General features: G+C 70.9%; 21 protein-coding genes, 1 rRNA gene and 1 pseudogene. 5 read left to right on the top strand and 18 right to left on the bottom strand.

The genetic code is table 11. The annotated features are described in order from the left end of the window. Positions 1-45: 45 nt before the first annotated feature. The 4 genes from ald to KCH87_RS13800 all read right to left on the bottom strand — a co-directional run bounded on the left by ald (position 46) and on the right by KCH87_RS13800 (position 5,902). Positions 46-1,170, bottom strand: coding sequence for an alanine dehydrogenase (gene ald / locus KCH87_RS13815; RefSeq protein ID WP_210586346.1), 1,125 nt, complete (start codon positions 1,168-1,170; stop codon positions 46-48). Between the two features lie 128 nt (positions 1,171-1,298). Next, entirely contained in the window at positions 1,299-3,356 is a 2,058-nt protein-coding gene (locus KCH87_RS13810; protein WP_210586345.1) for a tetratricopeptide repeat protein, read from the bottom strand. A gap of 184 nt (positions 3,357-3,540) precedes the next feature. After that, positions 3,541-4,167, bottom strand: coding sequence for an NUDIX hydrolase (locus KCH87_RS13805; protein ID WP_210586344.1), 627 nt, complete (start codon positions 4,165-4,167; stop codon positions 3,541-3,543). 85 nt (positions 4,168-4,252) lie between these two features. Beyond that, the gene (locus KCH87_RS13800) at positions 4,253-5,902 is read right to left on the bottom strand and encodes a CTP synthase (protein ID WP_210586343.1); all 1,650 of its coding nucleotides are present in this window, start codon (positions 5,900-5,902) and stop codon (positions 4,253-4,255) included. A 459-nt stretch (positions 5,903-6,361) separates the two neighbouring features. Here KCH87_RS13800 and KCH87_RS13795 point away from each other — a divergent pair, with 459 nt between their 5' ends. Both KCH87_RS13795 and KCH87_RS13790 read left to right on the top strand, forming a co-directional pair. After that, the gene (locus KCH87_RS13795) at positions 6,362-8,164 is read left to right on the top strand and encodes a glycoside hydrolase family 15 protein (protein ID WP_210586654.1); all 1,803 of its coding nucleotides are present in this window, start codon (positions 6,362-6,364) and stop codon (positions 8,162-8,164) included. Positions 8,165-8,401: 237 nt separating this feature from the next. Then, positions 8,402-9,784: an FAD-binding oxidoreductase gene (locus KCH87_RS13790; protein WP_210586342.1), complete on the top strand. Its 1,383-nt coding sequence runs from the start codon at positions 8,402-8,404 to the stop codon at positions 9,782-9,784. Here the strand turns inward: KCH87_RS13790 and KCH87_RS13785 are convergent. After that, entirely contained in the window at positions 9,771-10,721 is a 951-nt protein-coding gene (locus KCH87_RS13785) for an LLM class F420-dependent oxidoreductase (RefSeq protein WP_210586341.1), read from the bottom strand. The genes KCH87_RS13790 and KCH87_RS13785 overlap by 14 nt on opposite strands. Positions 10,722-10,817: 96 nt before the next feature. Between KCH87_RS13785 and KCH87_RS13780 the strand changes: the two genes are divergently transcribed. After that, complete coding sequence (locus KCH87_RS13780; protein ID WP_210586340.1) at positions 10,818-12,461, top strand: PucR family transcriptional regulator; 1,644 nt, start codon at positions 10,818-10,820, stop codon at positions 12,459-12,461. On the opposite strand, the gene KCH87_RS13775 is transcribed toward KCH87_RS13780, so the two are convergent. The 6 genes from KCH87_RS13775 to KCH87_RS13750 all read right to left on the bottom strand — a co-directional run bounded on the left by KCH87_RS13775 (position 12,458) and on the right by KCH87_RS13750 (position 18,558). After that, complete coding sequence (locus tag KCH87_RS13775) at positions 12,458-13,594, bottom strand: glycosyltransferase family 4 protein (protein ID WP_210586339.1); 1,137 nt, start codon at positions 13,592-13,594, stop codon at positions 12,458-12,460. The two genes, KCH87_RS13780 and KCH87_RS13775, sit on opposite strands and share 4 nt — an antisense overlap. Positions 13,595-13,775: 181 nt before the next feature. Next, on the bottom strand, positions 13,776-14,516 hold the full coding sequence (locus KCH87_RS13770) for a hypothetical protein (protein ID WP_210586338.1): 741 nt from the start codon (positions 14,514-14,516) through the stop codon (positions 13,776-13,778). A 149-nt stretch (positions 14,517-14,665) separates the two neighbouring features. After that, entirely contained in the window at positions 14,666-16,384 is a 1,719-nt protein-coding gene (gene recN, locus KCH87_RS13765; protein WP_210586653.1) for a DNA repair protein RecN, read from the bottom strand. A gap of 161 nt (positions 16,385-16,545) precedes the next feature. After that, a complete protein-coding gene (locus KCH87_RS13760; protein ID WP_210586337.1) occupies positions 16,546-17,451 on the bottom strand; it encodes an NAD kinase in 906 nt (301 codons plus the stop codon). After that, positions 17,448-18,263: a TlyA family RNA methyltransferase gene (locus KCH87_RS13755; protein ID WP_210586336.1), complete on the bottom strand. Its 816-nt coding sequence runs from the start codon at positions 18,261-18,263 to the stop codon at positions 17,448-17,450. Before KCH87_RS13755 ends, KCH87_RS13760 begins: the two co-directional genes overlap by 4 nt. A gap of 7 nt (positions 18,264-18,270) precedes the next feature. After that, positions 18,271-18,558 (bottom strand): hypothetical protein, encoded by a 288-nt coding sequence (locus KCH87_RS13750; protein ID WP_210586335.1) that lies wholly within the window; start codon positions 18,556-18,558, stop codon positions 18,271-18,273. Positions 18,559-18,600: 42 nt separating this feature from the next. Here KCH87_RS13750 and KCH87_RS13745 point away from each other — a divergent pair, with 42 nt between their 5' ends. After that, positions 18,601-18,948 (top strand): SCP2 sterol-binding domain-containing protein, encoded by a 348-nt coding sequence (locus KCH87_RS13745; RefSeq protein WP_210586334.1) that lies wholly within the window; start codon positions 18,601-18,603, stop codon positions 18,946-18,948. Here the strand turns inward: KCH87_RS13745 and KCH87_RS13740 are convergent. The 4 genes from KCH87_RS13740 to KCH87_RS13725 form a co-directional block, all read right to left on the bottom strand. Next, positions 18,932-19,807 (bottom strand): ABC transporter ATP-binding protein, encoded by an 876-nt coding sequence (locus tag KCH87_RS13740; RefSeq protein WP_210586333.1) that lies wholly within the window; start codon positions 19,805-19,807, stop codon positions 18,932-18,934. The two genes, KCH87_RS13745 and KCH87_RS13740, sit on opposite strands and share 17 nt — an antisense overlap. A gap of 38 nt (positions 19,808-19,845) precedes the next feature. Continuing rightward, complete coding sequence (locus KCH87_RS13735) at positions 19,846-20,880, bottom strand: iron chelate uptake ABC transporter family permease subunit (protein ID WP_210586332.1); 1,035 nt, start codon at positions 20,878-20,880, stop codon at positions 19,846-19,848. Between the two features lie 14 nt (positions 20,881-20,894). After that, on the bottom strand, positions 20,895-21,938 hold the full coding sequence (locus KCH87_RS13730; RefSeq protein WP_210586331.1) for an iron ABC transporter permease: 1,044 nt from the start codon (positions 21,936-21,938) through the stop codon (positions 20,895-20,897). Positions 21,939-22,026: 88 nt separating this feature from the next. Further along, positions 22,027-23,052, bottom strand: coding sequence for an HAD hydrolase-like protein (locus KCH87_RS13725; RefSeq protein WP_210586330.1), 1,026 nt, complete (start codon positions 23,050-23,052; stop codon positions 22,027-22,029). Between the two features lie 72 nt (positions 23,053-23,124). On the opposite strand from KCH87_RS13725, the gene KCH87_RS13720 reads away from it, so the two are divergent. After that, entirely contained in the window at positions 23,125-24,417 is a 1,293-nt protein-coding gene (locus KCH87_RS13720; protein ID WP_210586329.1) for a DUF1015 family protein, read from the top strand. Between the two features lie 71 nt (positions 24,418-24,488). Here the strand turns inward: KCH87_RS13720 and KCH87_RS13715 are convergent, their stop codons facing one another. The 3 genes and pseudogenes from KCH87_RS13715 to rrf all read right to left on the bottom strand — a co-directional run bounded on the left by KCH87_RS13715 (position 24,489) and on the right by rrf (position 26,649). After that, positions 24,489-25,223, bottom strand: a complete 735-nt coding sequence (locus KCH87_RS13715) for a tetratricopeptide repeat protein (protein WP_210586652.1) — start codon at positions 25,221-25,223, stop codon at positions 24,489-24,491. 366 nt (positions 25,224-25,589) lie between these two features. Next, positions 25,590-26,390: pseudogene (locus tag KCH87_RS49025) on the bottom strand (tetratricopeptide repeat protein); the annotation flags it as partial. A gap of 142 nt (positions 26,391-26,532) precedes the next feature. Beyond that, a 5S ribosomal RNA gene (gene rrf / locus KCH87_RS13705) occupies positions 26,533-26,649 on the bottom strand. Positions 26,650-26,711: the final 62 nt, after the last annotated feature.

Genomic DNA, 26,711 nt, shown 5'->3' with positions numbered 1-26,711 from the left:
GTTGACGTGTCGCCTTTTTCCGGATGGTGACTTGGCGACGCCCGGTCAGCCGAGCAGGGACTCCAGCTCCACGTGCTCCACCCCGTGTGCCTCTGCGACCTCGCGGTAAACCACCTTGCCGTCATGGGTGTTGAGGCCCTTGGCGAGCGCGGCGTCACGACGCAGCGCCTCGACCCAGCCGCGGTTGGCGAGCTCCACGATGTAGGGCAGCGTCGCGTTGGTGAGCGCGTAGGTGGAGGTGTTGGGCACCGCGCCGGGCATGTTGGCGACGCAGTAGAAGACCGAGTTGTGGACCGGGAAGGTCGGCTCGGCGTGCGTGGTGGGACGCGAGTCCTCGAAGCAGCCGCCCTGGTCGATCGCGATGTCGACAAGAACACTTCCCGGCTTCATACGCGACACGAGCTCGTTGGTGACCAGCTTCGGCGCCTTGGCGCCCGGGATGAGCACGGCGCCGATGACGAGGTCGGCCTCAAGGCAGGCCTTCTCGAGCTCGAAGGCGTTGGAGACGACGGTCTGGATCTTCGTACCGAAGACCTTGTCGGCCTCCTTGAGCTTGTTGATGTCGCGGTCGAGCAGGGTCACGTGGAAGCCCATGCCGATGGCGATCTGCGCGGCGTTCCAGCCGGAGACACCGCCGCCGATGACCACGGCCCGGCCGGCCAGCACACCCGGGACACCGCCCGGCAGCACACCGCGGCCGCCGTTGGCGCGCATCAGGTGGTACGCGCCGACCTGCGGGGCGAGCCGGCCCGCGACCTCGGACATCGGGGCGAGCAGCGGAAGCGCGCGGGTCGGCAGCTCGACGGTCTCGTAGGCGATCGCGGTCGTGCCGGACTCCAGCAGCGCGTCGGTGCACTCCTTGGACGCGGCCAGGTGCAGGTAGGTGAAGAGCGTCTGGTCCTTGCGGAGGCGGTGGTACTCCTCGGCGATGGGCTCCTTGACCTTCAGCAGCAGGTCCGCGGTGGCCCACACCTCGTCGGCGGTGTCCAGGATCAGAGCGCCTGCGGCCACGTACTCGGTGTCCGGGATCGAGGAGCCGACGCCGGCGCCGCGCTCGATGACGACCTGGTGGCCGCCTCGCACCAGCTCATGCACGCCGGCGGGGGTGATGGCCACCCGGAACTCGTTGTTCTTGACCTCGCGGGGGATGCCGACCTTCACGTCGATCACGGTCCTTGGCTCAGAGGGTGCATTGCAAGACTTACCCGGACGTGCGTGGGCACACCAGGAGACACCGCGAGAAGGTGCGGCAGAGCCAGTCTAATGAAGGCGTTCTCGGTGTCCAGCCTTTCATTGCATCAATCTTCAGCGGATGTACTACGGATTTCGCAGGCGTTAGCACCTTGTTCCGGCTCTGGATCACTCTCCGGGAGCTCCTCACCCAGCATGCGCTCGGCCGCCCCGCGGTGCAGACGGGCGGCGGTGGGATCGCCGAGGTGCTCCAGCGTGTCGGCGAGCCTGAGCTGGAGCGCGGCCTGAAGCCGTACGTCCTCGGCGCGACGCGCCCACTCCACCGCCTCCTGGCAGGTGCGCAGCGATTCCTCGGGCCGTCCCGCGTACTCCTGGACCCGCGCCAGTTCGCTCAACGCCCGCGCCTGGGCGGCCACATCGCCGTTCTTGCGGTACCCGGCGACCGCGGCACGCCAGTTGCGCTGCGCCTCGCCATAGCCGCCCGCATAGGTGTGGGCCGCGGCGATACGGCCGTACAGCCGGGCGACGTCCTCGCGCTCACCGCGCGCCAGCCGCTCGGCGAGGGCCCGGCCGAACCAGTCGGCGGCCCGGTCGTAGTCCCCCAGCTCCTGGTGCGCGCCGCCAACGGATTCCATCGCGCGGCCGGTCGCATACAGATCGTTCGCCTGGCGTCCGGCGTCCAGAGCCGCGCGATAACGGACCAGAGCCTCGGCCGTACGGCCGGTCTGCGCGTCCAGGTCACCGAGGTTCAGCAGCGCGGCGGCCTTCTCCCGGGGCAGCCTGCGACGCTCGGCGACATCGAGGACCAGACGGTGGACCTCGTACAGGTCGGGCGCGGCGGCCCGGGTGCCGAAGTGGGCCACCATCGCCTTCACCAACTGGGACATCAGGCGCCGGGCCAGGGTGTCCAGCTCCCCGTCGGCGACCGCGAGCCGCACCGACGCGAGCAGGGCGGGCCTGCGGACGGTCAGCCAGTCGGCGGCCGCGCGCGGATTGGGGAACCGCAGGGAGCGCGGCATGCCGACGAGCTTTTCGCGGGCGGCCGGGCTGTCGGTCTCGGTGATCGCCCGGCACGACTGGAGCAGCCGTACGGTCCGCTCCAGCATGCGGGCGCGGGCGAGCTGGAGCTCCGCGGGGCGGTCCTGGGTCTCGGCCAGCGCCTTGAGCAGGGGGTGCAGACAGCCGGGGACCTCGTACTGCGGCAGCAGCGAGCCGGTGCTGCGCAGCAGGCCGAGGGCGACGAAGTCGTCCAGGGTGGTGTGGGCTCCGTCCACCGAGCAGCCGGCGAGCGCGGAGGCGGTGTGCGGGTCGACCAGGCCGGCCGGGGCGAGGGAGAGCAGGCGCAGCATCCGGGCGGGCGTGCTCGGCAGGGACGCGTAGGCGAGCCGGAAGACCTGGCTGAGCGGCCTACCGTCGTCACCCTCCGCATGCAGCTGTTTGGCGAAGTCGGCGACGGCCGCCTTCGGACGGGAGGCGAGCCAGCCGCCGGCCAGCATCAGCGCGGCGGGCTGGGCCTGGCACTCCTCGACGAGTCCCTCGGCGGCCCGCGGGTCGACGGTGACGCGGACCGAGCCGGTGTGCCCGGACAGCAGCTCCACGGCGGACTTGGTGTCGAGGCCGCCCAGGGTGCACGGGCGGACGTCCGCGATGCCGGTCAGCGGGCCGTGGGAGACGGCGACGACCAGGCATTCCGCGGTGTCCGGCAGTAAAGCGTCGACCTGTTCGGCGGTGGCCGCGTCGTCCAGCAGGAGCAGGACACGCCGGTCGGCGAGGGCGGTGCGCAGCGCCTCGGCCAGGTCGTCGTCGCGGGCGCCGGGCGGGGCCGGCAGCTCCAGGGCGGTGAGCAGTTCGCGGGCGGTGCGCTCGATCGGGACGGGGCTGCCGTCGGGCTCGCTCAGGCGCGCGCGCAGCACACCGTCCCGGTAACGGTCCGCTACCTGCCGTACCAGCTCCTCGGCGAGTGCCGTACGTCCCGAGCCGGGTCTGCCCGCGATGAGCAGCACACGCGCGCGTGGGGCCTTGCGGCCGGAGAGGGTGTCCAGGCCCGCGCGCTCGATGTCGGCGCGCAGTTCCTTCAACTCCCTTGTACGGCCCAGGAAGTGACTCTCCGTGGATGCGTTTCCGGACAGCGTCACGCCATCGGTGTCCACCGCCTGATCCGTCACGGGCCACGCTCCCGTCCCACACCGCACCCGTAGGCCCGCCGGGACTCCGGTTCGGGCATCGCAGTGCTTATCGGCTCGCTCGTGAAGAGCCTAGTTCACGCTCTGCGACGTTCCGTGACGAGCGCGGCGGACACGTCGCCCGATCGGATCAGCGGATGGTCACACCGGGATGGTCCACACGTGTTCAGGACTCGAAGGGACGGGCGGGCCAGGGCGCGTCCGCCGGGCGCAGTGCGTCGAGTCCCTCGCCCTGCTGGGCGGCGACCAGTGAAAGGACACCCACGACCAGGCAGTTGTTGTGCAGCTCGCCCGCGAGCACACCCCTTACGAGTTCGTCGACGGGCACGCGCGCGTACTCCAGATCGGTCTCCTCGTGCTCGACCTCGAAGCGCTCCCCCTCGGCCTCGGACAGATCGCGGGCGAGGAAGATCCGTACGGCCTCGTCGCAGCCGCCGGGGGTGGTGTAGACGTCGGCCAGCACCCGCCAGTCCTCGGCCTTGACGTGCGCCTCCTCGTACAGCTCCCGCTGGGCGGCGTGCAGCGGGTTCTCGCCGGGGATGTCGAGCAGGCCGGCCGGGATCTCCCACAGCTTGTGCCGTACGGGGTGGCGGTACTGCCTGATGAGGAGGACACGGCCGTCGTCGTCGAGGGCGAGGACCGCGACGGAGCCGGGGTGGACCTGGTAGTCACGGCGGACCACCGAGCCGTCGGGCATGACCACCTCGTCGGTGCGGACAGAGGTCTTGTTGCCCACGAAAGGGGTCTCCGTCGCCCGGATCTCCCACTCTTCGGGGGTGTCCTTGATCGTCATGCCCTGTCCTTCCACACGTGCAAAAAGAAAACCGGGGTGCCCACCTTTTGAAGGTAAGCACCCCGGCAACCGTACAACTGGTGTGTTACTTGGAATTCTTCCGCTCGACCGAGGCCTTCACCAGCCCGGCGAACAGCGGATGCGGACGCGTCGGACGCGAGCGCAGCTCGGGGTGCGCCTGGGTCGCGACCAGGTAGGGGTGGACGTCACGCGGAAACTCGACGTACTCGACGAGCTTGCCGTCCGGCGAGGTGCCCGAGAAGACGATGCCGGCCTTCTTCTCCAGCTCCGCGCGGTAGGCGTTGTTCACCTCGTACCGGTGACGGTGCCGCTCCTCGACGTACTCCTTGCCGTCGTACACCTCACGGACGATGGAGCCCTCGGCGAGCTTGGCCGGGTACATGCCCAGCCGCATCGTGCCGCCCATGTCGCCCTCACCGGCGACGATGTCGAGCTGCTCGGCCATGGTGGAGATGACCGGGTGGCCGGTGGCGGAGTCGAACTCGGTGGAGTTGGCGTCCGAGATGTCGGCGAGGTTGCGCGCGGCCTCGATCACGATGCACTGGAGGCCCAGGCAGAGACCGAGCAGCGGGATCTTGTTCTCACGGGCATAGCGGATCGCACCGACCTTGCCCAGCACACCGCGGTCGCCGAAGCCGCCCGGGATGCAGATGCCGTCGACGTCGGCGAGCTGTGCCTTGGCGCCGGACGGGGTCTTGCAGTCGTCCGAGGTGACCCACTTGATCTTCACGCGGGCCTTGTTGGCGAAGCCGCCCGCGCGCAGCGCCTCGGTGACCGAGAGGTAGGCGTCGGGCAGGTCGATGTACTTGCCGACCAGGGCGAGAGTGATCTCGTGGTCGGGGTTGTGGACGCGGTCGAGCAGGTCGTCCCAGGTCCGCCAGTCCACATCACGGAAGGGCAGGTCCAGCTTGCGGACGACATAGGCGTCCAGTCCCTCGCCGTGCACGGTCTTCGGGATGTCGTAGATCGACTTGGCGTCGGGACAGGCGACCACGGCGGACTCGTCGACGTCGCACATCAGCGAGATCTTGCGCTTGATCGCGCCCGGCACCTCGCGGTCGCTGCGGAGCACGATCGCGTCCGGCTGGATACCGATGTTCCTCAGCGCCGCAACCGAGTGCTGGGTCGGCTTCGTCTTCAGCTCTCCCGAGGGGCCGATGTAGGGCAGGAGCGAGATATGGACGACGAAGACGTTGTCACGGCCGACCTCGTGCCGGACCTGGCGGACCGTCTCCAGGAACGGCAGCGACTCGATGTCCCCGACCGTGCCGCCGACCTCGGTGATCACGACGTCGACCTCGTCGGTCGCCATACGACGGATACGGTGCTTGATCTCGTTGGTGATGTGCGGGATGACCTGCACGGTGTCACCCAGGTACTCGCCGCGCCGCTCCTTGGCGATCACCGTCGAGTAGACCTGGCCTGTAGTGACATTGGCGGAGCCGTCCAAGTCACGGTCGAGGAAGCGCTCGTAGTGTCCGATGTCCAGGTCGGTCTCGGCCCCGTCGTTGGTGACGAAGACCTCACCGTGCTGGAACGGGTTCATCGTGCCCGGGTCGACGTTCAGATACGGGTCGAGCTTCTGCATCACGACGCGCAGGCCCCGGGCCTTGAGCAGCATCCCGAGGCTGGAGGCCGTAAGGCCCTTGCCGAGAGAGGAGGCGACACCCCCGGTGACGAAGATGTGCTTGGTCGTCGTGGATTTGGGCGTCATGGCCAAGAGGGGGCTCCCGTGGTCGCGGTCTGGGGTGCGTTCCGGGGTTTCTCTCCCACCGGTCCACGGGCTACCAGGGTATCAGCGCCACGGGGCGATGGCTTCCGGCCACGCTCCGCACACGGGTCGGCACGGACGCGTATTGCTCACTTCTTTCTCACCCGTTGCTCACCCGTTCGGCGCACCCGCGTTGCCCGGAGCGGCACGCAGATCATCTACGTGCGTCGTATCCTGCTCGGACACTCGCTGCCGAGCCCGGCCGGCACCACGGCACCACCCCAGCCCGTACGCACCGGAACAACGAGAGCTCGTCAGTTCGTTGAGCAACAACTGTCGTTTTGCCACACGGCATGAGCGCCTGTTTTGCTTCATCGCTCAACGACGCATGACAAAGACCCCTTGACCGCACTAGCGACAGCCCCCTTGTGGGGTGACGTGGCCGTTCGACTGGAGTTGCACGTGGCCGGGCGCATCGAAGACTACGCACTTATCGGAGACATGCAGACCGCTGCCCTGGTCTGCCGGGACGGCACGGTGGACTGGCTGTGCCTGCCCCGCTTCGACTCGCACGCCATCTTCGCCGGTCTGCTGGGCACCGAGGAACACGGCTTCTGGCGGCTGGGCCCCGCGCACGCCGCCGACGCCCAGCCGCCGACCGCGGCCCGGCGCACCTACCGCGGGGACTCGCTGATCCTGGAGTCGGAGTGGGACACCCCACGCGGCACGGTCCGGGTGATCGACTTCATGCCCCCACGCGACGGCGCCCCGCAGCTGATCCGGATCGTGGAGGGCGTCTCGGGCCGCGTCCCGATGCGCTCGGCGCTCAGGATGCGTTTCTCCTACGGCCGGATCGTCCCGTGGGTGCACCGGCACGAGGGCCGCACGGTGGCCGTCTCCGGCCCCGACTCCGTGTGGTTCGACACATCTGCCGAGACCTACGGCAAGTCGCTCACGACGTACTCGGACTTCACCGTCGGACCGGGTGACCGGATCGCGTTCACCATCTCGTGGGAGCCCTCGCACAAGGAGCCGCCGCCGCTGCCGGAGCCGGAGCAGTCGCTGGAGGCGACCGAGGACTTCTGGCGGGACTGGGTCGAGCACTGCACGTACCACGGCCCGTACCGCGAGGCCGTCGTCCGCTCACTGATCACGCTGAAGGCGCTGACGTACGCCCCGACCGGCGGCATCGTCGCCGCCCCCACCACCTCCCTGCCGGAGGAGATCGGCGGTGTCCGCAACTGGGACTACCGCTACACCTGGCTGCGCGACGCGGCGATCACTCTCTCCTCGCTGCTGCGCACCGGCTACCGCGAGGAGGCCCGCGCCTGGCGCGAGTGGCTGCTGCGCGCGGTCGCCGGCGACCCCGAGAACCTTCAGATCATGTACGGCATCGCGGGCGAACGCGAGCTGGGCGAGGCCGAGCTGGACTGGCTGCCCGGCTACGAGAGCTCCGCGCCGGTCCGGGTCGGCAACGGCGCCGCGCACCAGCTCCAGCTCGACGTGTACGGCGAGGTCACCGAGGCCCTGCACCTCGCGCACATGACGGGCCTGGCCCGCAACGACTACGCCTCCCTGCTCCAGCTCAAGCTCATCCGCTATCTGGAGCGGCACTGGGACGAGCCGGACGAGGGCATCTGGGAGGTGCGCGGCCCGCGCCGCCACTTCGTGCACTCCAAGGTCATGGCCTGGGTGGCGGTGGACCGCACCATCAAGCTCATCGAGTCCGGCGACGCGGACGGCCCGCTGGAGCGCTGGCGCGAGCTGCGCGACGACATCCACCGGGACGTGTGTGAGAAGGGTTACGACAAGGAGCGCAACACCTTCACACAGTCGTACGGCTCGAAGGAGCTGGACGCCTCGCTGCTGCTGATCCCGCAGATGGGCTTCCTGCCGCCGGACGACAAGCGGGTCATCGGCACCATCGAGGCCATCCAGCGCGAGCTGTCCACGTCGGACGGCTTCATCCTGCGCTACCCGACGGACGGCGAGAAGGAGGGCGTCGACGGCCTCCCCGGCGACGAGGGCGCCTTCCTCGCCTGCTCGTTCTGGATGGCGGACGACCTGGCGATGATCGGCCGCGTCGACGAGGCCCGCAAGCTGTTCGAGAAGCTGCTCTCGCTGCGCAACGACCTCGGACTGCTGGCCGAGGAGTGGGACCCGCGCCTACAGCGCCAGGTCGGCAACTTCCCGCAGGCCTTCAGCCACGTTCCGCTGATCGACACGGCCCTGCGGCTGACGGCCTCCGGGGCGTACGGCGGCTAAGCGCTCCGCTGGAAGTCCGGTGCACTGTCTGCGGGTGCGTCGTGGCTGGTCGCGCCCGCGCGGCGGAGCCGCATATCGATACAGCCCCGCGCCCCTTTGGGGCGCTGCCGAACCGCACGGGACTTCGCCGGACCCGCTTAGGACCTGATCTGCCGGGCAGCCCTTGAACAGGACTGCCGTAACGCGCCCGCCTACGCTGGGACCAAGCGACTGCCCCGGCACGGAAGGGGGCAAGCCATGGCTTCCCTCTCGAAGGCGGGCGCGGCTCTCACCGCGCTGCGTGAGGATCTGGCCGGTGACGTGTTCGCCCCCGGGGATCCCGGCTATGAGGATGCGCGTGTCGTCTTCAACACCATGATCGACCGGCGGCCGGCGGTGATCGCGCAGTGTGCGAACGAGGACGACGTCGTACGGGCCGTGCGGTTCGGGCGGGAGCTGGACCTCAACATCGCCGTGCGCGGCGGTGGGCACAGCGTGGCGGGCATGGCGCTCAATGACGGCGGTCTGGTGGTCGACCTGCGCCGGATGCAGGGGGTGACCGTCCATCCGGCGGCGGAGGCGGTACGGGTCGGGGGCGGGGCCACATGGAGCCATGTGGACCGCGCGACTCAGCCGTATGGCCTCGCGACCACGGGTGGCAGGGCCTCGACGACCGGTGTGGGCGGCTTCGTCCTGGGTGGCGGCACCGGCTGGCTGGACCGCTGCTTCGGCCTGGCCGTCGACAATCTGCTCGGCGTGGAGCTGGTGACCGCCGAGGGCGCCCGGATCCACGCGAACGCGGACGAGAACCCGGACCTGTTCTGGGCGCTGCACGGCGGCGGCGGCAACTTCGGCATCGCCACCGCGATCACGCTGAAGCTGCACGAGCTGCCCGAGTTCGCCATCGCGATGGTGCTGTACGGGCCGGAGTTCGCGTCCGCGGCCGTCCGCACCTTCCGCGACGTGATCGAGTCCGGCCCCGACGAGGTGGGCGGCGGCGTCCTGTACTTCACCGCCCCGCCCGAGGAGTTCGTACCGCCGTCCCTGGTCGGGACGCTGGTGTGCGGTGTGCTTCTGACGTACGCCGGTGCCGAGCAGGACATGCGCAAGTACGCCGAGCCGCTGCTGGCGGTGTCGCACGAGGCGGAGATCGTCGGCGCGATGCCGTACGCCGACGTACAGTGCATGATCGACGATCCGCCCGGTATGCGGCACTACTGGTCGGCGGAGTATCTGACGGGCGCGCCGGACAACTACCTGGCCGTCTTCTGCGCGGGCGCCCTGGGCATGCCCGTGCCGACCGGCACCCAGTACGCGCTGCTTCCGCAGGGCGGTGCGGTCGCCGCCGGTCCGCACGAGTATCCGGTGCCCTACCGGGACGCGCCCTGGGCGGTGCACCCGTACGGCATGTGGCAGGACCCCGCGGACGACGAGCGGTGCGTCCAGTGGGTCCGCGACGTCCGCGCCGACGCCCGGCCCTGGAGCACCGGCGCGGTCTACCTGAACTTCATCGGCGACGAGGGCCCGGAGCGTGTGGTCGCCGGGCTGGGTGCCGACAACTATCGGCTCCTCGAAGGGCTGAAGCGGCAGTACGACCCCGACAACGTCTTCCGCTTCAACCACAACATCAGGCCGGCCTGAGCGCCGTCAGTGTCCGCTCTCCGCCCGGGTCGCCCGCCGTCGCCGGGACCAGGGCGATCTCGTCGAGGCCGGCTTCGGCGTAGGCGTCGATCCGGGCGCGTACCGTATCGAGGTCACCGACCAGACCGACCGACGCGGCGGCCTCGGGCGGCAGGGCGCGGAACAGGGTGTCGGGGTCGGCGCCGGCGGCCGCCAGGTCCACCGCAGCTCCGAAGCCCGCCGCGGCGAACATGTCGCTGTAGCCGGGCACGGTCAGATAGCCGACGACGCTCCGCAGGACCTGGGCGAGCGCCTGTGGCCCCGGTTCGACGGCCGCGGGCAGCCAGGCGGCCAGCCGGGGCGGCGTACGGCCGCCGGCGGCGTCGATCATCCGGGCGCGCAGGGTACGGACCTGCTCCGGGGACACGATGTCGAGCAGCAGGCGGTCGGCGTGCGCGACGGCCGTGGCGATCGCACGGTCGCCGAACGCGGCCACGGTGAGCGGTCCACCGGGCGGCTGCTGACGCCGCCGGAAGACACTGCCGGGCATGACCGGCTCGCCGTACGCGCCGTGCAGCAGGTCTCGTAGGGCAGCCGCGCTCTCCTCCAGTACGGCGGCCGGCCTGACCCGCGGCCGCCCGTGCACACCCTCGACCACCCGCTTGCTGGACGTGCCCAACGCCACCCCGACCGGCCGGCCGGTGACGGCGGCGCAGGAGGCGGCGCCCCGGGCGATCGTGAACGGGTCACGCACGGACACCGCCACGGGCCCGGCCGTCAGCGCGACCCGCTCGGTGGCCCGCCCGATCGCCGTGGCGAGCACGAACGCGTCCCACGTCGGCCCCTCACCGGCCCACACCTCGCGGTACCCGAGCCGGTCGGCGAGCGCGGCGACCCGCAGCGGCTCCTCGACCGGACTGTCGTCCTCACGCGCAACGGCGACCACGCTGATGTCCATGGCGGCGCGTGTACCCGGCCGCGATCACCTCAATCGAGGCGACCAAGATCGTCCCGGAGATGTTGCGGGAGCATGGACGCAGGTACCGTCCGCTGCATGGACAGCCGCACGGACAGCCGTTTCGAGAGCCAGGGCGCCGGGATCACCATTCAGCGGGCGCTGGAGCTGCCCGGGCTGCGCAGCGGACTCCCCGAGGTCCTCGCGGGCGCCGACCGGCTGCAACGGACGGTGCGCTGGGTGCACGCGGGCGAGGTCCCGAACATCGCCTCGCTGCTCAAGGGCGGCGAGCTGCTCCTGACGACGGGATACGGGCTCGGCACCCGTCCGGCCGAGCAGCGGGCGTTCGTCCGGACCCTGGCCGAGCGCGGAATCGCGGCCCTGGTGGTGGAGCTGGGCCCGCGCTTCACCCGCCTGCCCGCCGCCCTCGTCGAGACGGCCCGCAGCGCCGGTCTCCCCCTGGTCCAGCTGCACCGCGAGGTGCCGTTCGTGGCGGTCACCGAGGAGATCCACACCGAGATCGTCAACGGCCACTACGCGTTGTTGCAGCGCGCCGAAGAGGTGCACCGGCGGTGCACGGAGGCCCTGTTGGGCGGCGGCGGGGTACCACAGGTGCTCGGCATCCTGGCCGACTTCTGCGGCAACCCGGTCTTCCTGGAGACGACGGACGGCCAGCTGCTGTATGCCGCCGGCGCAGGGCCCGAGGGCGCGGATCCGCTCCAGGTGTGGGAGGGGCTGCGCGGCCAGCACAAGGACGCCCCGCCGCCGGCCGGGTCGGTGCTCGTGGACGTGCCGGGCGGCGGCCCCGGAGCGGGGTCGGTGCGGGCCCGTCTCGTCCTGCTGCCCGTGCGGGCCCCGCTGGCGCCCGTGCACCGCATGGCCGCCGAGCGGGCCGCCGGCATCCTGGCCGTGGTGCTGATGCAGGCCCGCCAGGAGGAGGAGCTGGCGGCACGCGGCCGCGGCGACTTCCTCACCGACCTCGCCGAAGGCCGTATCACGGCGGAGGACGCGCCCGCGCAGGCACGCGTGCTGGGCTTCAAGCCGGGTGACAGTCCCCTGATGCCCGTGGTCATGCGGCTCGGCGACGCGCTCTCTCCCGGCGGCGGTTGGGCGGTGCTGGCACGTGCGGTCTCGGAGGAGCTGGCGTCGGTGGGAGTGCCGGTGCTGCTCGGCGTACGACCGGTGGAGGGCCGTGTCCTGGTGCTGCTCGGGCTGCGCTCGGAGTCGGAGCGGTCGCCCGTCGCGGACCGGGTCGCGGCGGCGCTGCGGGCGGGTGTGGAGCGGGCCGGGATGCAGCGGCCGGGGGCGCAGCCTCCCGTCGTGGTCGTCGGGGTGGCCGGCAGCTGGGCGGCGGCGTCGGCGGGCCTCCGGCACGCGGCCGAGACGGCGACGGCGGCGCAGGGCCTGACGGACCGCCCCTGGTACGACGCCCGTCGCCTCGACATCGACCTGCTGCTGTGGCGGCTGCGCGACCATCCGGACCTGGCGGCCTTCGTGGACCGCGCGATCGGCCCGGTCCGCGACCACGACAACAAGTCCAAGCCGCCGCTGCTGCCCACCCTTCAGACGTACTTGGCGCATGCCGGCCGCAAGGCGGAGACGGCCCGGGAACTGCATCTGAACCGGCAGACCCTCTACAACCGCCTCGCCCGCATCGGCGAGTTGCTCGGCACGGACCTCGACGACCCGCAGACGGTACTGGCGTTGAGCCTGGCGCTGCGGGCGCGCCGGCACGTGCTTTAGATCATGGGTCGGGGTTGCGTCAACTCGTCGTAGACACTGAGGACTTGGGCGACGGTCTCGTCCTCGGTGGGCCAGGTGGCGGCCTGCCGCGCGCCCTTCTCCTTCAGCAGTTCCCGTCGTTCGGGGTCCGCGAGCAGGCGCACCACCGCGTCGGCGAGTGCTTCCGCGTCCCCGTACGGCACGAGTTCCGCGGCGTCTCCGACGAGTTCGGGGATGCCGCCGACCGCTGTGGCGACGAGCGGCACGCGCGCGTGGAGGGCCTCCTGCGCGAGCACGGAGCGCGACTCCCAACGGCTCGGCAGCAGGGCGAGATCGGCGGCGGCGAGCAGTTCGCCCACGTCGTCGCGGCGCCCGATGAGCCGGACCGGCAACCCCTCGTTCTCGATCCGCCGCTGGAGGTCGGCCCGCAGCGGGCCCTCCCCAGCGATCACGACGAGGGGCACGGCGTCGAGGCGGCGCCACGCGCGCGTGGCGTCCAGCAGCGTGTCGTAGCCCCGGTGCCGGTCGAGGGAGCCGACGGCCATCAGCAACGGGCGGCCGGTCGCGCCGAGTTCGGCCCGGACCTTGGGGCGCAGCCGGTCGGGGTCGTCCTGCTCGACCGGCCTGGGCGACCCGGGCAGGGCGACCGCGGCGAGCCGGGCGTCACGGGCACCGGTGCGACGGGCCAGCTCCACCAGGTCCGAGGACGCCCCGAGCACCACGGACGCCGTCTTCACGACCCGCCGTTCCAGCAGGCGCAGGAAATGGGCACGCGCCCCTTCGGCATGCGCGCGGTTGTGCCACGTCACGACGAGCGGGACGCGCCGCCCGCTGAGCGCGAGCACGGTGCGGAAGGAGGCGTGCAGGCCGTGCGCGTGCACCAGGTCGGCGTCCGCGCAGGCCGCCCGCAGCGCGGCCACGGAGGTCGGATCGCTGCTGCGCGGCACATGCACGTGCTCGGCCCCGGCGCCGGTGAAGTCGTAGGCGCGGTCGGCCTCGGCGGGGGCGCACACGGCGACCCGCACGCCCCGAGCGACGAGCCCGGACGCCAGCGAACGCACATGTGCGCTGCTGCCGGCGTTGCCTCCGCCGAGCACCTGCACGGTGCGCAGCGGCGGCTGACCGGTCGCTGAGTGGCTGCTCACGGGGCTCACGTGGCCGGGGCTCCTGGTTCGGCGTCGGGCGGTCACGAAGAAACGTACAGAAGGATCGGGCGGAGGGGGTGTACCGCGCGGATCCCTACGCGTACGACGTACAACACCAAGGATGCCAGGCCGTACGGCCGTTGTGGGAACGCCGAGGTGAGGCAGTTGGGCGGCACGGCAACGGGGTCACTCACACGAGTGAGCGGGCCGCCTCGCTGATCTTGTCGCCGTACACCGCCGCGGCCACGACGGCGGCGGCGTGCGCGACCAGCCCCGCCCGCCCGTTGCTCGCGACGACGGCGCCACCGAGCGCCGCGCCCAGCGCATGCACCCCCGTGTCACCGAGCATCGCCCGCTCACCCAGATCGTCGGGCAGCACGGCAGCGGCAGCTCCCACGGCGACGGCGGCCAAGTCCGCACCGGGCCCCTTCCGCAGCAGTCCCGGCGCCCCGAGGAGCAGTACCGCCCCCGCAGCCCTCCCGGGCCGTACGTCCACGAGATTGACGAAATGCGCGGCTCCGGCGATCACGACTCCCGCGAGCACCTTGTCGACGGGCTTCTCCTTGAGCAGCGCCCCGGCGACCAGCCCGGCGGCCCCGATCCCGAACAACTTCACGACGCCACTGGTGACTTCGCCGTGCCGTAGGGCCGCCAGATGAGCCCGGAAGCCCCGCCGGTCGTCCTTGGCAACATCGTCGTACGCCCCGCACGCCCCGGCGGCGGCCACGGCGAGGGCAGCGGCGGGCCGGACGCGTGCAGTGGCGAGGGTGGTCGCCAGGGCGGCCGCCGGTCCGGCGTACAACTCGACGGTCCGCCCGGCGTAGTTCGTGCGGTGCCAGCGGTTACCCGAGGCCTTGGCACGGAGAGCGGTGACGGCTGCGCGGGTGAGGAGGGCGGAGAGACCGAGAGAGGTGGCGGCACCGGTGATCATCCGAACACCCTATGCCGCCCGCCAAGCAGGTCGGGTGAAGTCCACCACGGTTCGGCAGCGCCCTGAAGGGGCGCGGGGAACTGCGCGACCAGCCACGACGGACCCGCAGACGACCGACGGCCCATCACAGCCCCACCTCCAGCGGAGCGCTACGCGTCCGCCCGAGCCGTCGCCAGCAACTCCTCCGCATGCGCACGGGCCGTCTCCGAGTCCTCCTGTCCGGCGAGCATCCGGGACAACTCCCGGATCCGCTCCTCCCCTTCGAGGACCTTCACACCGGACCGTGTGACCGACCCGTCGTTGGTCTTCTCGACGAGCAGCTGCCGGTCGGCGAAGGCGGCGACCTGCGGCAGGTGTGTCACCACGACCACCTGCGCGGTCTTGGCGAGCCGCGCCAGCCGCCGCCCGATCTCCACGGCCGCCTTGCCACCGACACCGGCGTCAACCTCGTCGAAGAGATATGTCGGCACCGGATCGGTCCCCGCGAACACGACCTCCACGGCCAGCATCACGCGCGAGAGCTCACCGCCGGACGCCCCCTTGGCGATGGGCCGGGGCGGCGCGCCCGGATGCGGGGCCAGCAGCAGTTCGACCTCGTCGACACCCGACGGCCCGTACGCGACCGTACGCCCGCCGACCTCGACGCCCTCGGGGTCCTCGGTCTGCCGGATGTCGAAGGACACGCGCGCGTGCGGCATGGCCAGCGAGGCCAGCTCGGCGGTCACCGCGGCGGCGAACCGCTCGGCGGCCTCCATCCGCGCGTCCGTCAACGCCTGTGCCAGCCCGCCCAGTTCGGCCCGTAGCGCGTCCCGCTCGGCGGTCAGCTCGTCGAGCCGATCATTGTCACCGTCCAGCTCGGTGAGCCGCGCGGCGCCCTGCTCGGCCCAGGCGAGCACGGAGGCGACATCCTCGCCGTACTTCCGGGTCAGGGCATTCAGCGCGGCCCGTCGTTCCTCCACCGCGGCCAGCCGCAACGGATCCGCGTCCAGATCGTCGGCGTACCCCGCCAGCTCCCCGGCCACGTCACCGAGCAGGATCCCGATCTCCCCGATCCGGTCCGCCAGCGCGGCCAGCGCCGGGTCGTGCGACCGCACCGCGTCCAGCGCCCGCTGGGCACCCGCGACGAGCGTCGTCGCGTCGACTCCCTCCGGATCCTCCGGATTGCCGGCGAGCGCGGCATGCCCGGCCGTTGCGGCGGACGCCAGCGCCTCCGCATGCCCCAGCCGCTCGGCCTCCTCGGCCAGCTCGACATCCTCACCGGCACGCGGCTCGACCCCGGCGACCTCGTCGAGTCCGTACCGCAGCATGTCGGCCTCCTGGGCCCGTTCACGCGCGCGTGTGGTGATCTCGTCGAGCTCGACGGAGACGGCCCGCAACCGCCGGTAGGCCTCCCCGTACTTGGCGAGCGGCCCTGCGACGGCGTCCCCCGCATAACGGTCGAGCGCCTGCCGCTGCCGGGACAGCTTCAGCAGCCCCTGCTGGTCGGTCTGTCCGTGCACGGCCACCAGCTCATCGGCAAGCTCGGCCAACATGCCGACCGGCACACTGCGCCCACCGAGATGCGCCCGCGACCGCCCCTCGGCGGAAACGGTACGGCTGATCAGCAGCACGCCGTCGTCGAGCTCCGCCCCGGCCTCCTCGGCCCGGATGGCAGCGGAGGCGCCCTCGGGCACGCCGATCCGCCCCTCCACGACCGCCTTCTCGGACCCGATCCGCACCAGCGCCGGATCCGCCCGCCCACCGAGCAGCAGCCCGAGGCTGGTGACAACCATGGTCTTACCGGCACCGGTCTCACCGGTGACAGCGGTGAACCCCGGCGACAACTCGACTACAGCATCGTCGATGACTCCGAGCGACCGTATCCGCATCTCCTCCAACACGGACACGACCTTACGAGGTAGAGCGGCAGGAGTGCGAGGCACCCTGTCACCCAGGGGAGTGGACCCACCTAAAGGGGCGCGGGGAACTGCGCGACAAGCCACGAAACACCCGCACTCGCCGACGCACCTCATGCACCCCCCACAGATGGCTAGTGAGGCGCACCCCGCCACCCGGACACCGGCAACGCAAACTTCGCCACCAGCCGATCCGTGAATGACGCATGGTGCAACCGAGCCAACCGCACCGGCACAGCCCCCCGCCGCACCTCAACCCTCGCGCCCGCCGGCAACTCGACAGTCCGCCGCCCGTCACACCACAGCACCCCCGGCGGGATATGCGGCAACACCTCAACGGCCAGCACAGAATCCGGCGAAGTAACCAACGGTTTCGCAAACAACGCATGCGCACTGATCGGCACCATCAACAGCGCCTCGACCTCAGGCCACACCACAGGCCCACCCGCAGAAAACGCATACGCCGTCGATCCGGTCGGAGTGGACAGCACAATGCCGTCGCACCCGAACCCCGTGACCGGCCGCCCATCGATCTCCAGGACGACCTCAAGCAGCTTCTCAGCGCCGGCCTTCTGCACGGCCGCCTCGTTCAACGCCCAGTCGGTATGCACGATGTCGCCGTTGCTGTGCACGACGACATCGACGGTCATCCGCTCCTCGACCTCGTACGCCTTCGTCACCACCCGGTCGACGACCTTGTCGAGATCGTCCCGCTCGGCCTCGGCCAGGAACCCGACCCGCCCGAGATTGACGCCGAGCATCGGCACCCCGGACGCCCGGGCGAACTCGGCGCCTCGCAGCAACGTCCCGTCGCCGCCCAGCACGATCAGCAGCTCGCACCCGTCGAGGCACTGCGGAGTCGCCTCCTTGACGAGCTGCACCTCGTCGGACAACGGCAGGTCACGTGCCTCGTGCTCCAGGGCACGTACGCCGATCCCGGACCTCAGCAACCCCTTGACCACGAGTTCGGCGCTGCGAATCGCCGCAGGCCGGCCCGTGTGGGCGAGCAGGAAAACAGTACGAGCTCGGTTCTGTGTCAACGCGGCCCCTCCGCAACTGCACGGTCAACGTCGGCCGGGTCCACTTCGGCTGCTCCGGCCCGCAGCCACAGAAAATACTCGACATTTCCGGAGGGTCCGGGCAGGGGACTGGCGGTGACACCCTTCACGCCGAGCCCGAGATCCCACGCCCGCCGGGCGACACCGCGTACGGCCTCGGCCCTCAGCTCCGGGCTGCGCACCACGCCACCACTCCCCAGCCGCTCCTTCCCCACTTCGAACTGCGGCTTGACCATCATCACCAGATCGGCGTCCGGCCGCACGCACCGCACCAGGGCGGGCAGCACCAGTCCGAGCGGGATGAAGGAAAGATCCCCCACGACAAGATCCACGGGCTCCCCATCGATCACCTCAAGCGTCAACTCGCGTACGTTCGTACGGTCCTTGACGGTGACGCGTTCATCGCTCCGCAGAGTCCACGCGAGTTGCCCGTATCCGACGTCCACGGCGACGACGCGCCCGGCCCCGGCCCGCAGCAGTACGTCCGTGAAGCCTCCCGTGGACGCCCCCGCGTCCAGCGCCCGCCGCCCCTTGACGACGAGACCCTCGGGTAGGAAGACGTCCAGCGCACCCGCGAGCTTGTGCCCGCCACGCGACACATACTCGGGTTCGCTGTCGTCGGTCTGGACCACGATCGCCGCCGCGGTCTCCACCTGTGTGGCCGACTTGGTCGCGACGGTTTTGCCGACGGTCACGCGCCCTGCGGCGATCAGCTGGCTGGCATGCTCACGCGAGCGCGCGAGCTTCCGGCGGACCAGCTCCGCATCGAGACGGCGACGTGCGACTCCTGCCACGTTCGGTTCAGCTCCTGTGTCCGTACGGTGACGGGGGCCCCGGAGGTCCCGGGCGGGCGTCGAGCGCGGTGAGCGCGTCGCGCAGCCCCCTGTGTACATCCTCGTACACCTCGATGTGTCCGTCCGTGGCGAGGTGGTCGGCGTCGGCGAGCCGCTCCAGCTGGGCGTCGACGTCGACGTTGCCGGTGGGGGCGCGGGGGACGTTCAGCGGGGCGGGTCCGGCGGGGTCGTACTCGGGCTCGACTGCCGCCGTCTCCTCTTCCGGGGTCTCGGTCCCCGGCAGTGAGTCGCTCATGCCCAGACGCTACCCCGAACCGCTGGGGTACCGTCGATCGCGATGGCCACCACAGAAGAGTGCCGCGCCGCACTCGAAAAGCTCTCGGACAACATGCAGCGCGCCGAAGGGAACGCCCGTGCGGCCGCGGCCCTGGAACGCTCGGTGAGCTGCCACATCACCGACCTGGACGTCACATTCGCGGGACGTATGACGGGCGGCCGGATCGAGGTCCACGAGACGCTCCAGGGCCCACCCCACGAGAAGGCGCAGATCAGACTCGGTATGGCCGGCGACGACCTGGTGGCACTGGTGGACGGCAGGCTGAACTTCGCGAAGGCCTGGGGCTCGGGCCGGGTGAAGCTGCACGCGGGCCTGCGCGACCTGCTCGTCCTCAGGAAGCTTCTGTAGCGGCCACCTTCTCGGCATCGGCCGTGACCCGCGCGCGTGTCTTCCGCGCGGCCGGCACCACCAGCGGCGTCCCCGTCTCCGGGTCGTCGATGACCTGGCAGCGCAGCCCGAAGACGTCCTCGACCAGTTCCGCGGTGACGATGTCGCTCGGCGCGCCCTCGGCGATGATCGCCCCGTCCTTCAGAGCGATGAGGTGGGTGGCGTACCGGGCGGCATGGTTGAGGTCGTGAAGCACGGCGACCAGCGTGCGCCCCTGCTCCTCATGCAGCTCCGCGCACAGATCGAGGACGTCGATCTGGTGCTGGATGTCCAGATACGTCGTCGGCTCGTCGAGCAGCAGCAGCGGCGTCTGCTGGGCCAGCGCCATCGCGATCCACACACGCTGCCGCTGACCGCCGGACAATTCATCGACATAGCGATCGGCGAGCTCGGCGACCCCGGTCTGCTCCATCGACTCCTGTACGACCCGCTCGTCCTCGGACGACCACTGGCGCAGGATGCCCTGGTGCGGGTACCGGCCGCGGCCCACCAGGTCGGCGACCGTGATCCCGTCGGGTGCGATCGACGACTGCGGCAGCAGGCCCAGCGTCCGCGCGACCTTCTTCGCGGGCATCGACTGGATGACCGCCCCGTCGAGCAGCACCCGGCCCTGGCTGGGCTTCAGCATCCGCGACAGCGCCCGCAGCAGCGTGGACTTGCCGCACGCGTTCGGGCCGACGATCACCGTGAAGGAGTTGTCGGGGATCTCCACCGACAGCTGCTCGGCGATGACGCGCTGGTCGTAGGCGAGGGTGACGTTCTCGGCGGACAGGCGGTTCACGGTGCTCCTCTTGGTGTTCTCGTTCGCTGTGCCGCTCATACCCGGCCGGTTCTCGCTCACTGTGCTGATATCCGCGCTCATATCCGCCCCGCCTTGCGCTCGGTGACCAGCAGCCACAGCAGATAGACGCCGCCGAGCACTCCGGTGAGCACGCCCACGGGCAGCTGGTCGGCTCCGAACGCTCGCTGCGAGGCCCAGTCGGCGGTGACCAGCAGCGCGGCGCCCATGCACAGGGAAGGCAGCAGGTTCGGCCCGGGTGAGCGGGTCAGACGCCGGGCGAGCTGTGGGGCGGTGAGCGCGACAAAGCTGACGGGACCGGCGGCGGCGGTCGCGGTCGCGGTGAGCAGCACGGCGGCCACCATCAGCAGCAGCCGTACCCGCTCGACGCGCACCCCGAGGGCGTTCGACACGTCGTCGCCCATCTCCATCATCCGCAGCCCGCGCGCATTGGCGAGAACCAGCGGCACGAGCACGGCGCACAGCCCGAGCAGCGGCCAGACCTGGTCCCAGTCACGGCCGTTGAGAGACCCGGTCATCCAGACGAGCGCACGGGCCGCGTCGACCAGATCGGACTTGGTGAGCAGATAGCCGTTGATCGCTGTCACGATCGCGGACACACCGATTCCGACCAGCACCAGCCGATAACCGTGCACGCCCCGCTTCCAGGCGAGCAGATAGATGGCCATACCGGTCACGAGCCCGCCCACCAGCGCCCCGACGGTGACCTGGGCCGCGCTCCCCGACATCAGCACGATCACGACAAGCGCACCGGCCGTCGCGCCCTGCCCGAGACCGAGTACGTCCGGACTGCCCAGCGGGTTGCGGGAGATGGCCTGGAACAGCGCACCGCCCAGGCCCAGCGAGGCACCCACCAGGAGCCCGACCAGCACCCGCGGCAGCCGCAGATCGTTGACGATGAACTCCTGCCCCGCATTGCCGTTGCCCAGCAGCGTCTTGAGCACGTCGCCGGTCGAGATCGGGAAGTCGCCGGTGCCGATCAGTACGACGCTGGCGGCGAGCGCCGCGAGCAGCAGCAGGGCGACGACGACGAAGGCACGGACGTCCAGCCGGACGGAGAGCCCGCCCGGCGTTCTGATGGCACGGTTGGTCATCTTCACAGTTGTCTTCACAGCTGCGCCGTCCTCCGCCGTCGTACGAGAAAGATGAAGACCGGCCCGCCGAGGATCGCGGTCACGATGCCGACCTGGAGCTCCGCCGGCCGGGCCACCACCCTGCCGATCACATCGGCACCCAGCAGCAGCACGGGTGACAGGACGGTCGCGTACGGCAGGATCCAGCGCAGGTCGGGACCGGTGAACGACCGTACGACATGCGGCACCATCAGCCCGACGAAGACGATCGGCCCGCAGGCGGCGGTCGCCGCCCCGCACAGGACCGTCGCGGCGAGCATGGACAGCGCTCGCGTGCGGTTCAGGTTGGCGCCGAGGGCCTTGGCGGTGTCGTCGCCCATGGCCATGGCGTTGAGCGGCCGGGCGAGCCCGAGAGCGAGCAGCGTGCCGACGGCGAGGAACGGCAGCACCTGGATGATGGTGTCGTCGGTCGCCGAGCTGAGCGAACCGACCGTCCAGAAGCGCATCTTGCCCAGCGCCGCCTCGTCCGTGATCATCACGGCTTGGAGATAGCCGTAGAGCGCGGCGCTGATCGCGGTGCCTGCGAGCGCGAGCCGTACCGGCGTGGCACCCCGGCTGCCGCCGAGGAACCAGACCAGCGCCCCGACCGCGGCCGCGCCGAAGAACGCGAACCACACATAGCCGGTCAGGCTCGTGACGCCGAAGTACGTGATGGCGGTGACGACCGCGGCCGAGGCGCCCGCATTGATGCCGAGCAGCCCGGGATCGGCCAGCGGATTGCGGGTGAGCGCCTGGAGAACGGCACCCGACAGACCCAGCGCGGCGCCCACGAGCAGACCCAGCAAGGTCCGCGACAGCCGCTCCGCCACGACGACATCGCCGTACGTCCCCGAGTCCTCGAACAACCCGTGCCACACCTGGTCCACGGACAGCTCTTTCGCGCCGATCGCGATGCTCGCCAGCACGACGAGCAACAGGATCGCCACGGAGACAAGCAGCCCAAAGGCACGTATCGCCCGGCGTTTTGGGGGCGCGGGGGCGGTCTCCGCGCGCTGTTCAAGAGGACTGTCGACCAACACGCAGTTAGGTTAGCCTACCCTCGTATTCGGCCACGATCCCGCTGCACTGTCGTGCTCGGATCCCCTGCCGGTGAGCAGGCGCAACGGCTCACAACCCCAGCCGCGCCAGCGCCTTCGCCCCGTCCAGCTCGCACTTACCCTCCCCGGCCGACGTCCAGGCCGCCGCACACAGCGCCCGCAGACCGTCCAACGCCTGGCCGTCACCGTCGAGTTCCAGCCGCCCGCCGGCCGTCGCCGCCCAGCCGCCGCACCGGAACCCGTCGCCGTCCGCCGTGACCTCCGGCTGGCCGGTGAGCATGCCCCGCAGATCGGCGTCGACATACGTCGGCCGGTGCTGCGGCGGCGCGGCCAGCAGCTGCCGTCCGTCGGTCACGCCGGTCAGCACGAGCAGCGAGTCAACGTCGCCGTTGAACGCGCCCTCGATGTCCGTGTCCAGCCGGTCCCCCACCACCAGCGGCCGCTCGGCCCCGGTCCGCAGAACCGTCTCCCGGTGCATCGGGGGCAGCGGCTTGCCGGCCACCTGCGGCTCGGCACCCGTCGCAATCCGGACGACCTGAACCGCCGCGCCGTTGCCGGGCGCGATCCCACGGGCGCTGGGAATCGTCAGGTCGGTGTTGGACGCGAACCACGGCACGCCGCGCGCGATGGCGTAGCACGCCTCCGCGAAGCGGCCCCACGGCAGTTCGGGCCCGCCGTACCCCTGAACGACCGCCGCCGGGTCGTCGTCCGCCGACTCGACGGGCTCCAGCCCCCGCTCACGCAGTGCCACCCGCAGGCCCTCCCCGCCGATCACCAACACACGGGAGCCCTTCGGCACCTGCTCGGCGATCAGCCGGGCGACCGCCTGCGCCGAGGTGATGACGTCGGACGCGGCCGTCGGTATGCCCAGCGCGGTCAGATGCGCGGCCACGACGTCAGGAGTGCGCAGGGCGTTGTTCGTGACATACGCCAGGTGCATGCCTCCCGCGCGGGCCGTGGCCAGCGAATCGACGGCGTGCGCGATCGCGTTCCCACCCGCGTACACCACTCCGTCCAGGTCGAGCAGTGCCGTGTCGTACGCCTCGCTCAGGGCCTGGCCACTGCCCGCCGGCCTCGTCCTGACGCTCTGGCTCATTCCGCATCGCTCCTCGCTCGACAGCTTTCCCTCGATCATCGCGCATGCCACTGACACACGTACGATGCCGGGATGAACTCAGCAGGTCACTCGGAAGCAACGGAGCGCCGAGGCCTCGAACTCACCCCGTTCCGAGGACTCCGCTACGACCCCGACCGGGTCGGCAGTCTGGCCGCCGTGACCTCACCGCCGTACGACGTGGTGGTCCGCCCCGACGGTGTGCTCCACCTCGAGTCGGCCGACCCGCACAACATCGTCCGCCTGATCCTCCCCCAGGCACCCACTCCCGGCGCCCGCAACGAACAGGCGGCCAAGACCCTGCGGCGCTGGCTCTCAGAGAGGGTCCTGGCGGCCGACCCGCGCCCCGGCCTGTACGTCTACGAGCAGCGCGACGGCGACGGCATGCTGCAACGCGGCGTGATCGGCGCGCTGCGCCTGTCGGAGCCCGAGGAAGGCCTGGTCCTGCCCCACGAGGACGTCATGCCGCACATCGTGGCCGACCGAGCCGACCTCATGCGCGCCACTTCCGCGAACCTCGAGCCCCTGCTCCTGACCTACCGCGGCAACGGCTCGGCGACCGACACGACCGCCGTCATCGAACGGACGGCCGAGCACCCCCCGCTCCTGGCGACCACCACGGAGGACGGCTTCAGCCACCGCCTGTGGTCGATCACGGACCCCGAAGAGCAGGCCCGCATCCAGTCCGACCTCGCCCGTCATCAGGCCCTGATCGCCGACGGCCACCACCGCTGGGCAACGTACCTGCGTCTACGCGCGGAGCATCCCTCGCCCAGCCCCTGGGACCACGGCCTCGTCCTCCTCGTGGACACGGCCCGCTACCCGCTCCGAGTCCGCGCCATCCACCGCCTCCTGCACGGCGTTCCGGTAGCGGAAGCACTCAAACCCCTGGACGGCCTGTTCCGCATACGCCACCTGGAAGTCCCGCTCGCCAAGGCCTTGGGGACCCTGGCCGACGCGGCCTGCGCGGGCAACGCGTTCCTCCTCGCCGGCGACGGTGCCTTCCACCTGATCGACCGGCCGGATCCGGACCTCCTGGCCCGTACGATCCCGGCGGACCGCCCCGCGGCCTGGCGCACCCTGGACGCAACCGTCCTGCACGCCACGCTCCTCGACCATGTCTGGCACATCCCCGAGGACTCCCCCGCGCATGTCGCGTACATCCACGACACGGCTGCAACGGTCGAGAAGGCCGAACGCGACGGCGGTACGGCCGTCCTGATGCACCCGGTCCGCGAGGAGGTCGTACGCGACCTGGCCCGCCAAGGCATCACCATGCCCCGGAAGTCGACGTCGTTCGGGCCGAAGCCGGCGTCGGGCCTGGTGCTACGCGCGTTGGACCTGTGAAAGGCAGAGGGGCGGGATCCCAGGTGTGGGATCCCGCCCCTTTGCCGTCCTCCTCAGAGGATGCCTCGCCACTACTCCTTGTCGTCATCCGCGGGGGATGACTGGGGCGTCTCGTCGCCCTCGTTCTCGTCCAGCGCGTCGACGAACTCGACACCGTCGAGCTCGGCGAGCCGGTCGGAGGCGTCCGTGCTGCCGTCCTTGTCGGCCTCCACGGCCTTCGCGAACCACTCCCGCGCCTCGGACGCCCGACCGGCGGCCAGCAGCGCGTCGGCATACGCGTACCGCAGCCGCGCGGTCCACGGCTGTACGGAACCTGCGGCCAGCTCGGGGCTCTGCAGCGTCACGATGGCCGCGTCGAGCTGGTCCATGTCACGCCGGGCGCCGGCCGCGACGAGCCGCATCTCGACCTGACCTGCCTTGTCGAGCTTGTTCACCTCGGGTGCCCCGGCCATGTCCAGCGCCTTCTCGGGCCGCCCGAGACCACGCTCGCAGTCGGCCATGACGGGCCACAGGTCCACGTTCCCGGTCATCCGCCGCGCGGCCCGGAACTCGGCCAGCGCCTCGCTGAACTTCTGGTTCGCGTACGCCGCGAAACCGGCAGCCTCGCGTACGGCAGCGACGCGCGACGCCAGCCGCAGGGCCACCTTGGAGTAGCCGTACGCACCCTCGGGGTCCTCGTCGATGAGCCGGGCAACCATCACCAGGTTCTTGGCGACGTCCTCGGCAAGCCCCTTCGGCAGACTCTGAAGCTCCTGCCGTACGTCCTTGTCGATCTCCTCGCCGGTGACGTCCTCAGGGATCGGCAGCCGCTTGATCGGCTCCCGGTCCCGGTCACGCTCGTCACGGAAACGGCTACCACCACGCCGGTCGTCACCCCGGCGATCGTCCCGACGGTCATCCCGGCCACGGAAGCCCCCGGGCCGTCCGCCACGGTCATCACGACGGGGCCCACGGCCACGGTCGTCCCGACCTTCCCGCCCACGGAACCCACCGCGCTCGCCTCGGCTGTCGCCCCTGCTGTCCCCGCGGCTGTCATCCCGACGGAACCCACCACGGGGACCACGGTCGTCGCTCCGGCTGTCATCCCGACGGAACCCACTGCGGGGGCCACGGTCGTCGCCACCTCGGCGGTCGTCCCTGCGGTCGTCGCGACGGCCGTGGCCACGGTCGTCGTCACGGCGCGCATAACCACGGTCGTCATCCCGGCGCGCCTGACCCCGGTCATCGTCACGGCGGCCGTAGCTACGGTTGTCCTCGCGGCGGAAACCGGGACGGTCGCCCTCGCGGCGGTCGTCCCTGCGCTCGTCACGACGGCCGAAGCCGCCACGCTCTCCCCTGCTGTCGCCCCGGTTGTCGTCCCGGCGGAATCCACCACGCTCGGGACGGTCACCTCGGTCGTCACGCCGGAACCCGCCCCGGTCACCTCGGTCATCACGGCGGAATCCACCCCGGTCACCGCGATCCCCCCGGTCGTCACGGCGGAACTGGGGACGGTCACCTCGGTCGCCGCGATCGTCACGGCGGAACTGGGGACGGTCACCTCGGTCGCCGCGATCCCCACGGTCGTCGCGGCGGAACGGAGGACGGTCTCCGTCCCGGCGGACACCCCGGTCACGATCCCGGTCGTCGCGACGCGGACCAACGGAACGGTCGTCGCGCCGGCCGTAGCCACCTCGGTCCCGGTCGCGGTCATCACGTCGGAAGCCACCGCGATCTCCACGGTCGTCGCCCCGACGGTCATCACCACGACGGTCGTCACGGCGGTCGTCACCACGGCGGTCATCACGACGGTCGGAGCCGCGGCCGGACCCGCCACGGTCGTTCGGACCTCGGTCGTTCGCACCTCGGTCGCCACCTGCACGGTCGTTGCCGCGCCGCGGACCACCGCGGTACCCGCCGCGATCACCACGGTCACCACTGTCCCGTCGCCGCTGGTCGCGCTCCGGTCGCTCGTCGGGAGAGTTGGTGGACATGGGGTGACTCCTGTCTTCGGTACCGCAAGTCATTCTCGCGCAGCCGGGTACCCGGCGCGCTCCGGGCTGTGTTTGTCCCAAAACAACGAAAGGACCCCTGGCCCCAGCTGAACGCTGGTGACCAGGGGTCCTTCCAAAGATTGTTCGGCGGTGTCCTACTCTCCCACAGGGTCCCCCCTGCAGTACCATCGGCGCTGTAAGGCTTAGCTTCCGGGTTCGAAATGTAACCGGGCGTTTCCCTCACGCTATGACCACCGAAACCCTATTGGTTTCGAGCGAACAAGCACACTTTTCAGTTGGATGTTCTGCTCTGAGCCGGCA

Origin of the sequence: Streptomyces sp. GESEQ-35, assembly GCF_017948485.1 — a bacterium.
Classification (GTDB): domain Bacteria; phylum Actinomycetota; class Actinomycetes; order Streptomycetales; family Streptomycetaceae; genus Streptomyces.
Note: the sequence above shows the minus strand (reverse complement) of the source record. Positions and strands in the feature narration are given on the sequence as shown.

Excerpts from the sequence above, each read along its gene's own strand:
- KCH87_RS13785 (WP_210586341.1), bottom strand. The coding sequence starts at position 10,721 with ATGGACATCAGCGTGGTCGCCGTTGCGCGTGAGGACGACAGTCCGGTC.
- KCH87_RS13800 (WP_210586343.1), bottom strand. The coding sequence starts at position 5,902 with ATGACGCCCAAATCCACGACGACCAAGCACATCTTCGTCACCGGGGGT.
- recN (WP_210586653.1), bottom strand. The coding sequence starts at position 16,384 with ATGCGGATACGGTCGCTCGGAGTCATCGACGATGCTGTAGTCGAGTTG.
- KCH87_RS13720 (WP_210586329.1), top strand. The coding sequence starts at position 23,125 with ATGAACTCAGCAGGTCACTCGGAAGCAACGGAGCGCCGAGGCCTCGAA.
- KCH87_RS13735 (WP_210586332.1), bottom strand. The coding sequence starts at position 20,880 with ATGACCAACCGTGCCATCAGAACGCCGGGCGGGCTCTCCGTCCGGCTG.
- KCH87_RS13805 (WP_210586344.1), bottom strand. The coding sequence starts at position 4,167 with ATGACGATCAAGGACACCCCCGAAGAGTGGGAGATCCGGGCGACGGAG.
- KCH87_RS13790 (WP_210586342.1), top strand. The coding sequence starts at position 8,402 with ATGGCTTCCCTCTCGAAGGCGGGCGCGGCTCTCACCGCGCTGCGTGAG.
- KCH87_RS13740 (WP_210586333.1), bottom strand. The coding sequence starts at position 19,807 with ATGAGCGGCACAGCGAACGAGAACACCAAGAGGAGCACCGTGAACCGC.
- KCH87_RS13745 (WP_210586334.1), top strand. The coding sequence starts at position 18,601 with ATGGCCACCACAGAAGAGTGCCGCGCCGCACTCGAAAAGCTCTCGGAC.
- KCH87_RS13780 (WP_210586340.1), top strand. The coding sequence starts at position 10,818 with ATGGACAGCCGCACGGACAGCCGTTTCGAGAGCCAGGGCGCCGGGATC.
- KCH87_RS13770 (WP_210586338.1), bottom strand. The coding sequence starts at position 14,516 with ATGATCACCGGTGCCGCCACCTCTCTCGGTCTCTCCGCCCTCCTCACC.
- KCH87_RS13750 (WP_210586335.1), bottom strand. The coding sequence starts at position 18,558 with ATGAGCGACTCACTGCCGGGGACCGAGACCCCGGAAGAGGAGACGGCG.
- KCH87_RS13725 (WP_210586330.1), bottom strand. The coding sequence starts at position 23,052 with ATGAGCCAGAGCGTCAGGACGAGGCCGGCGGGCAGTGGCCAGGCCCTG.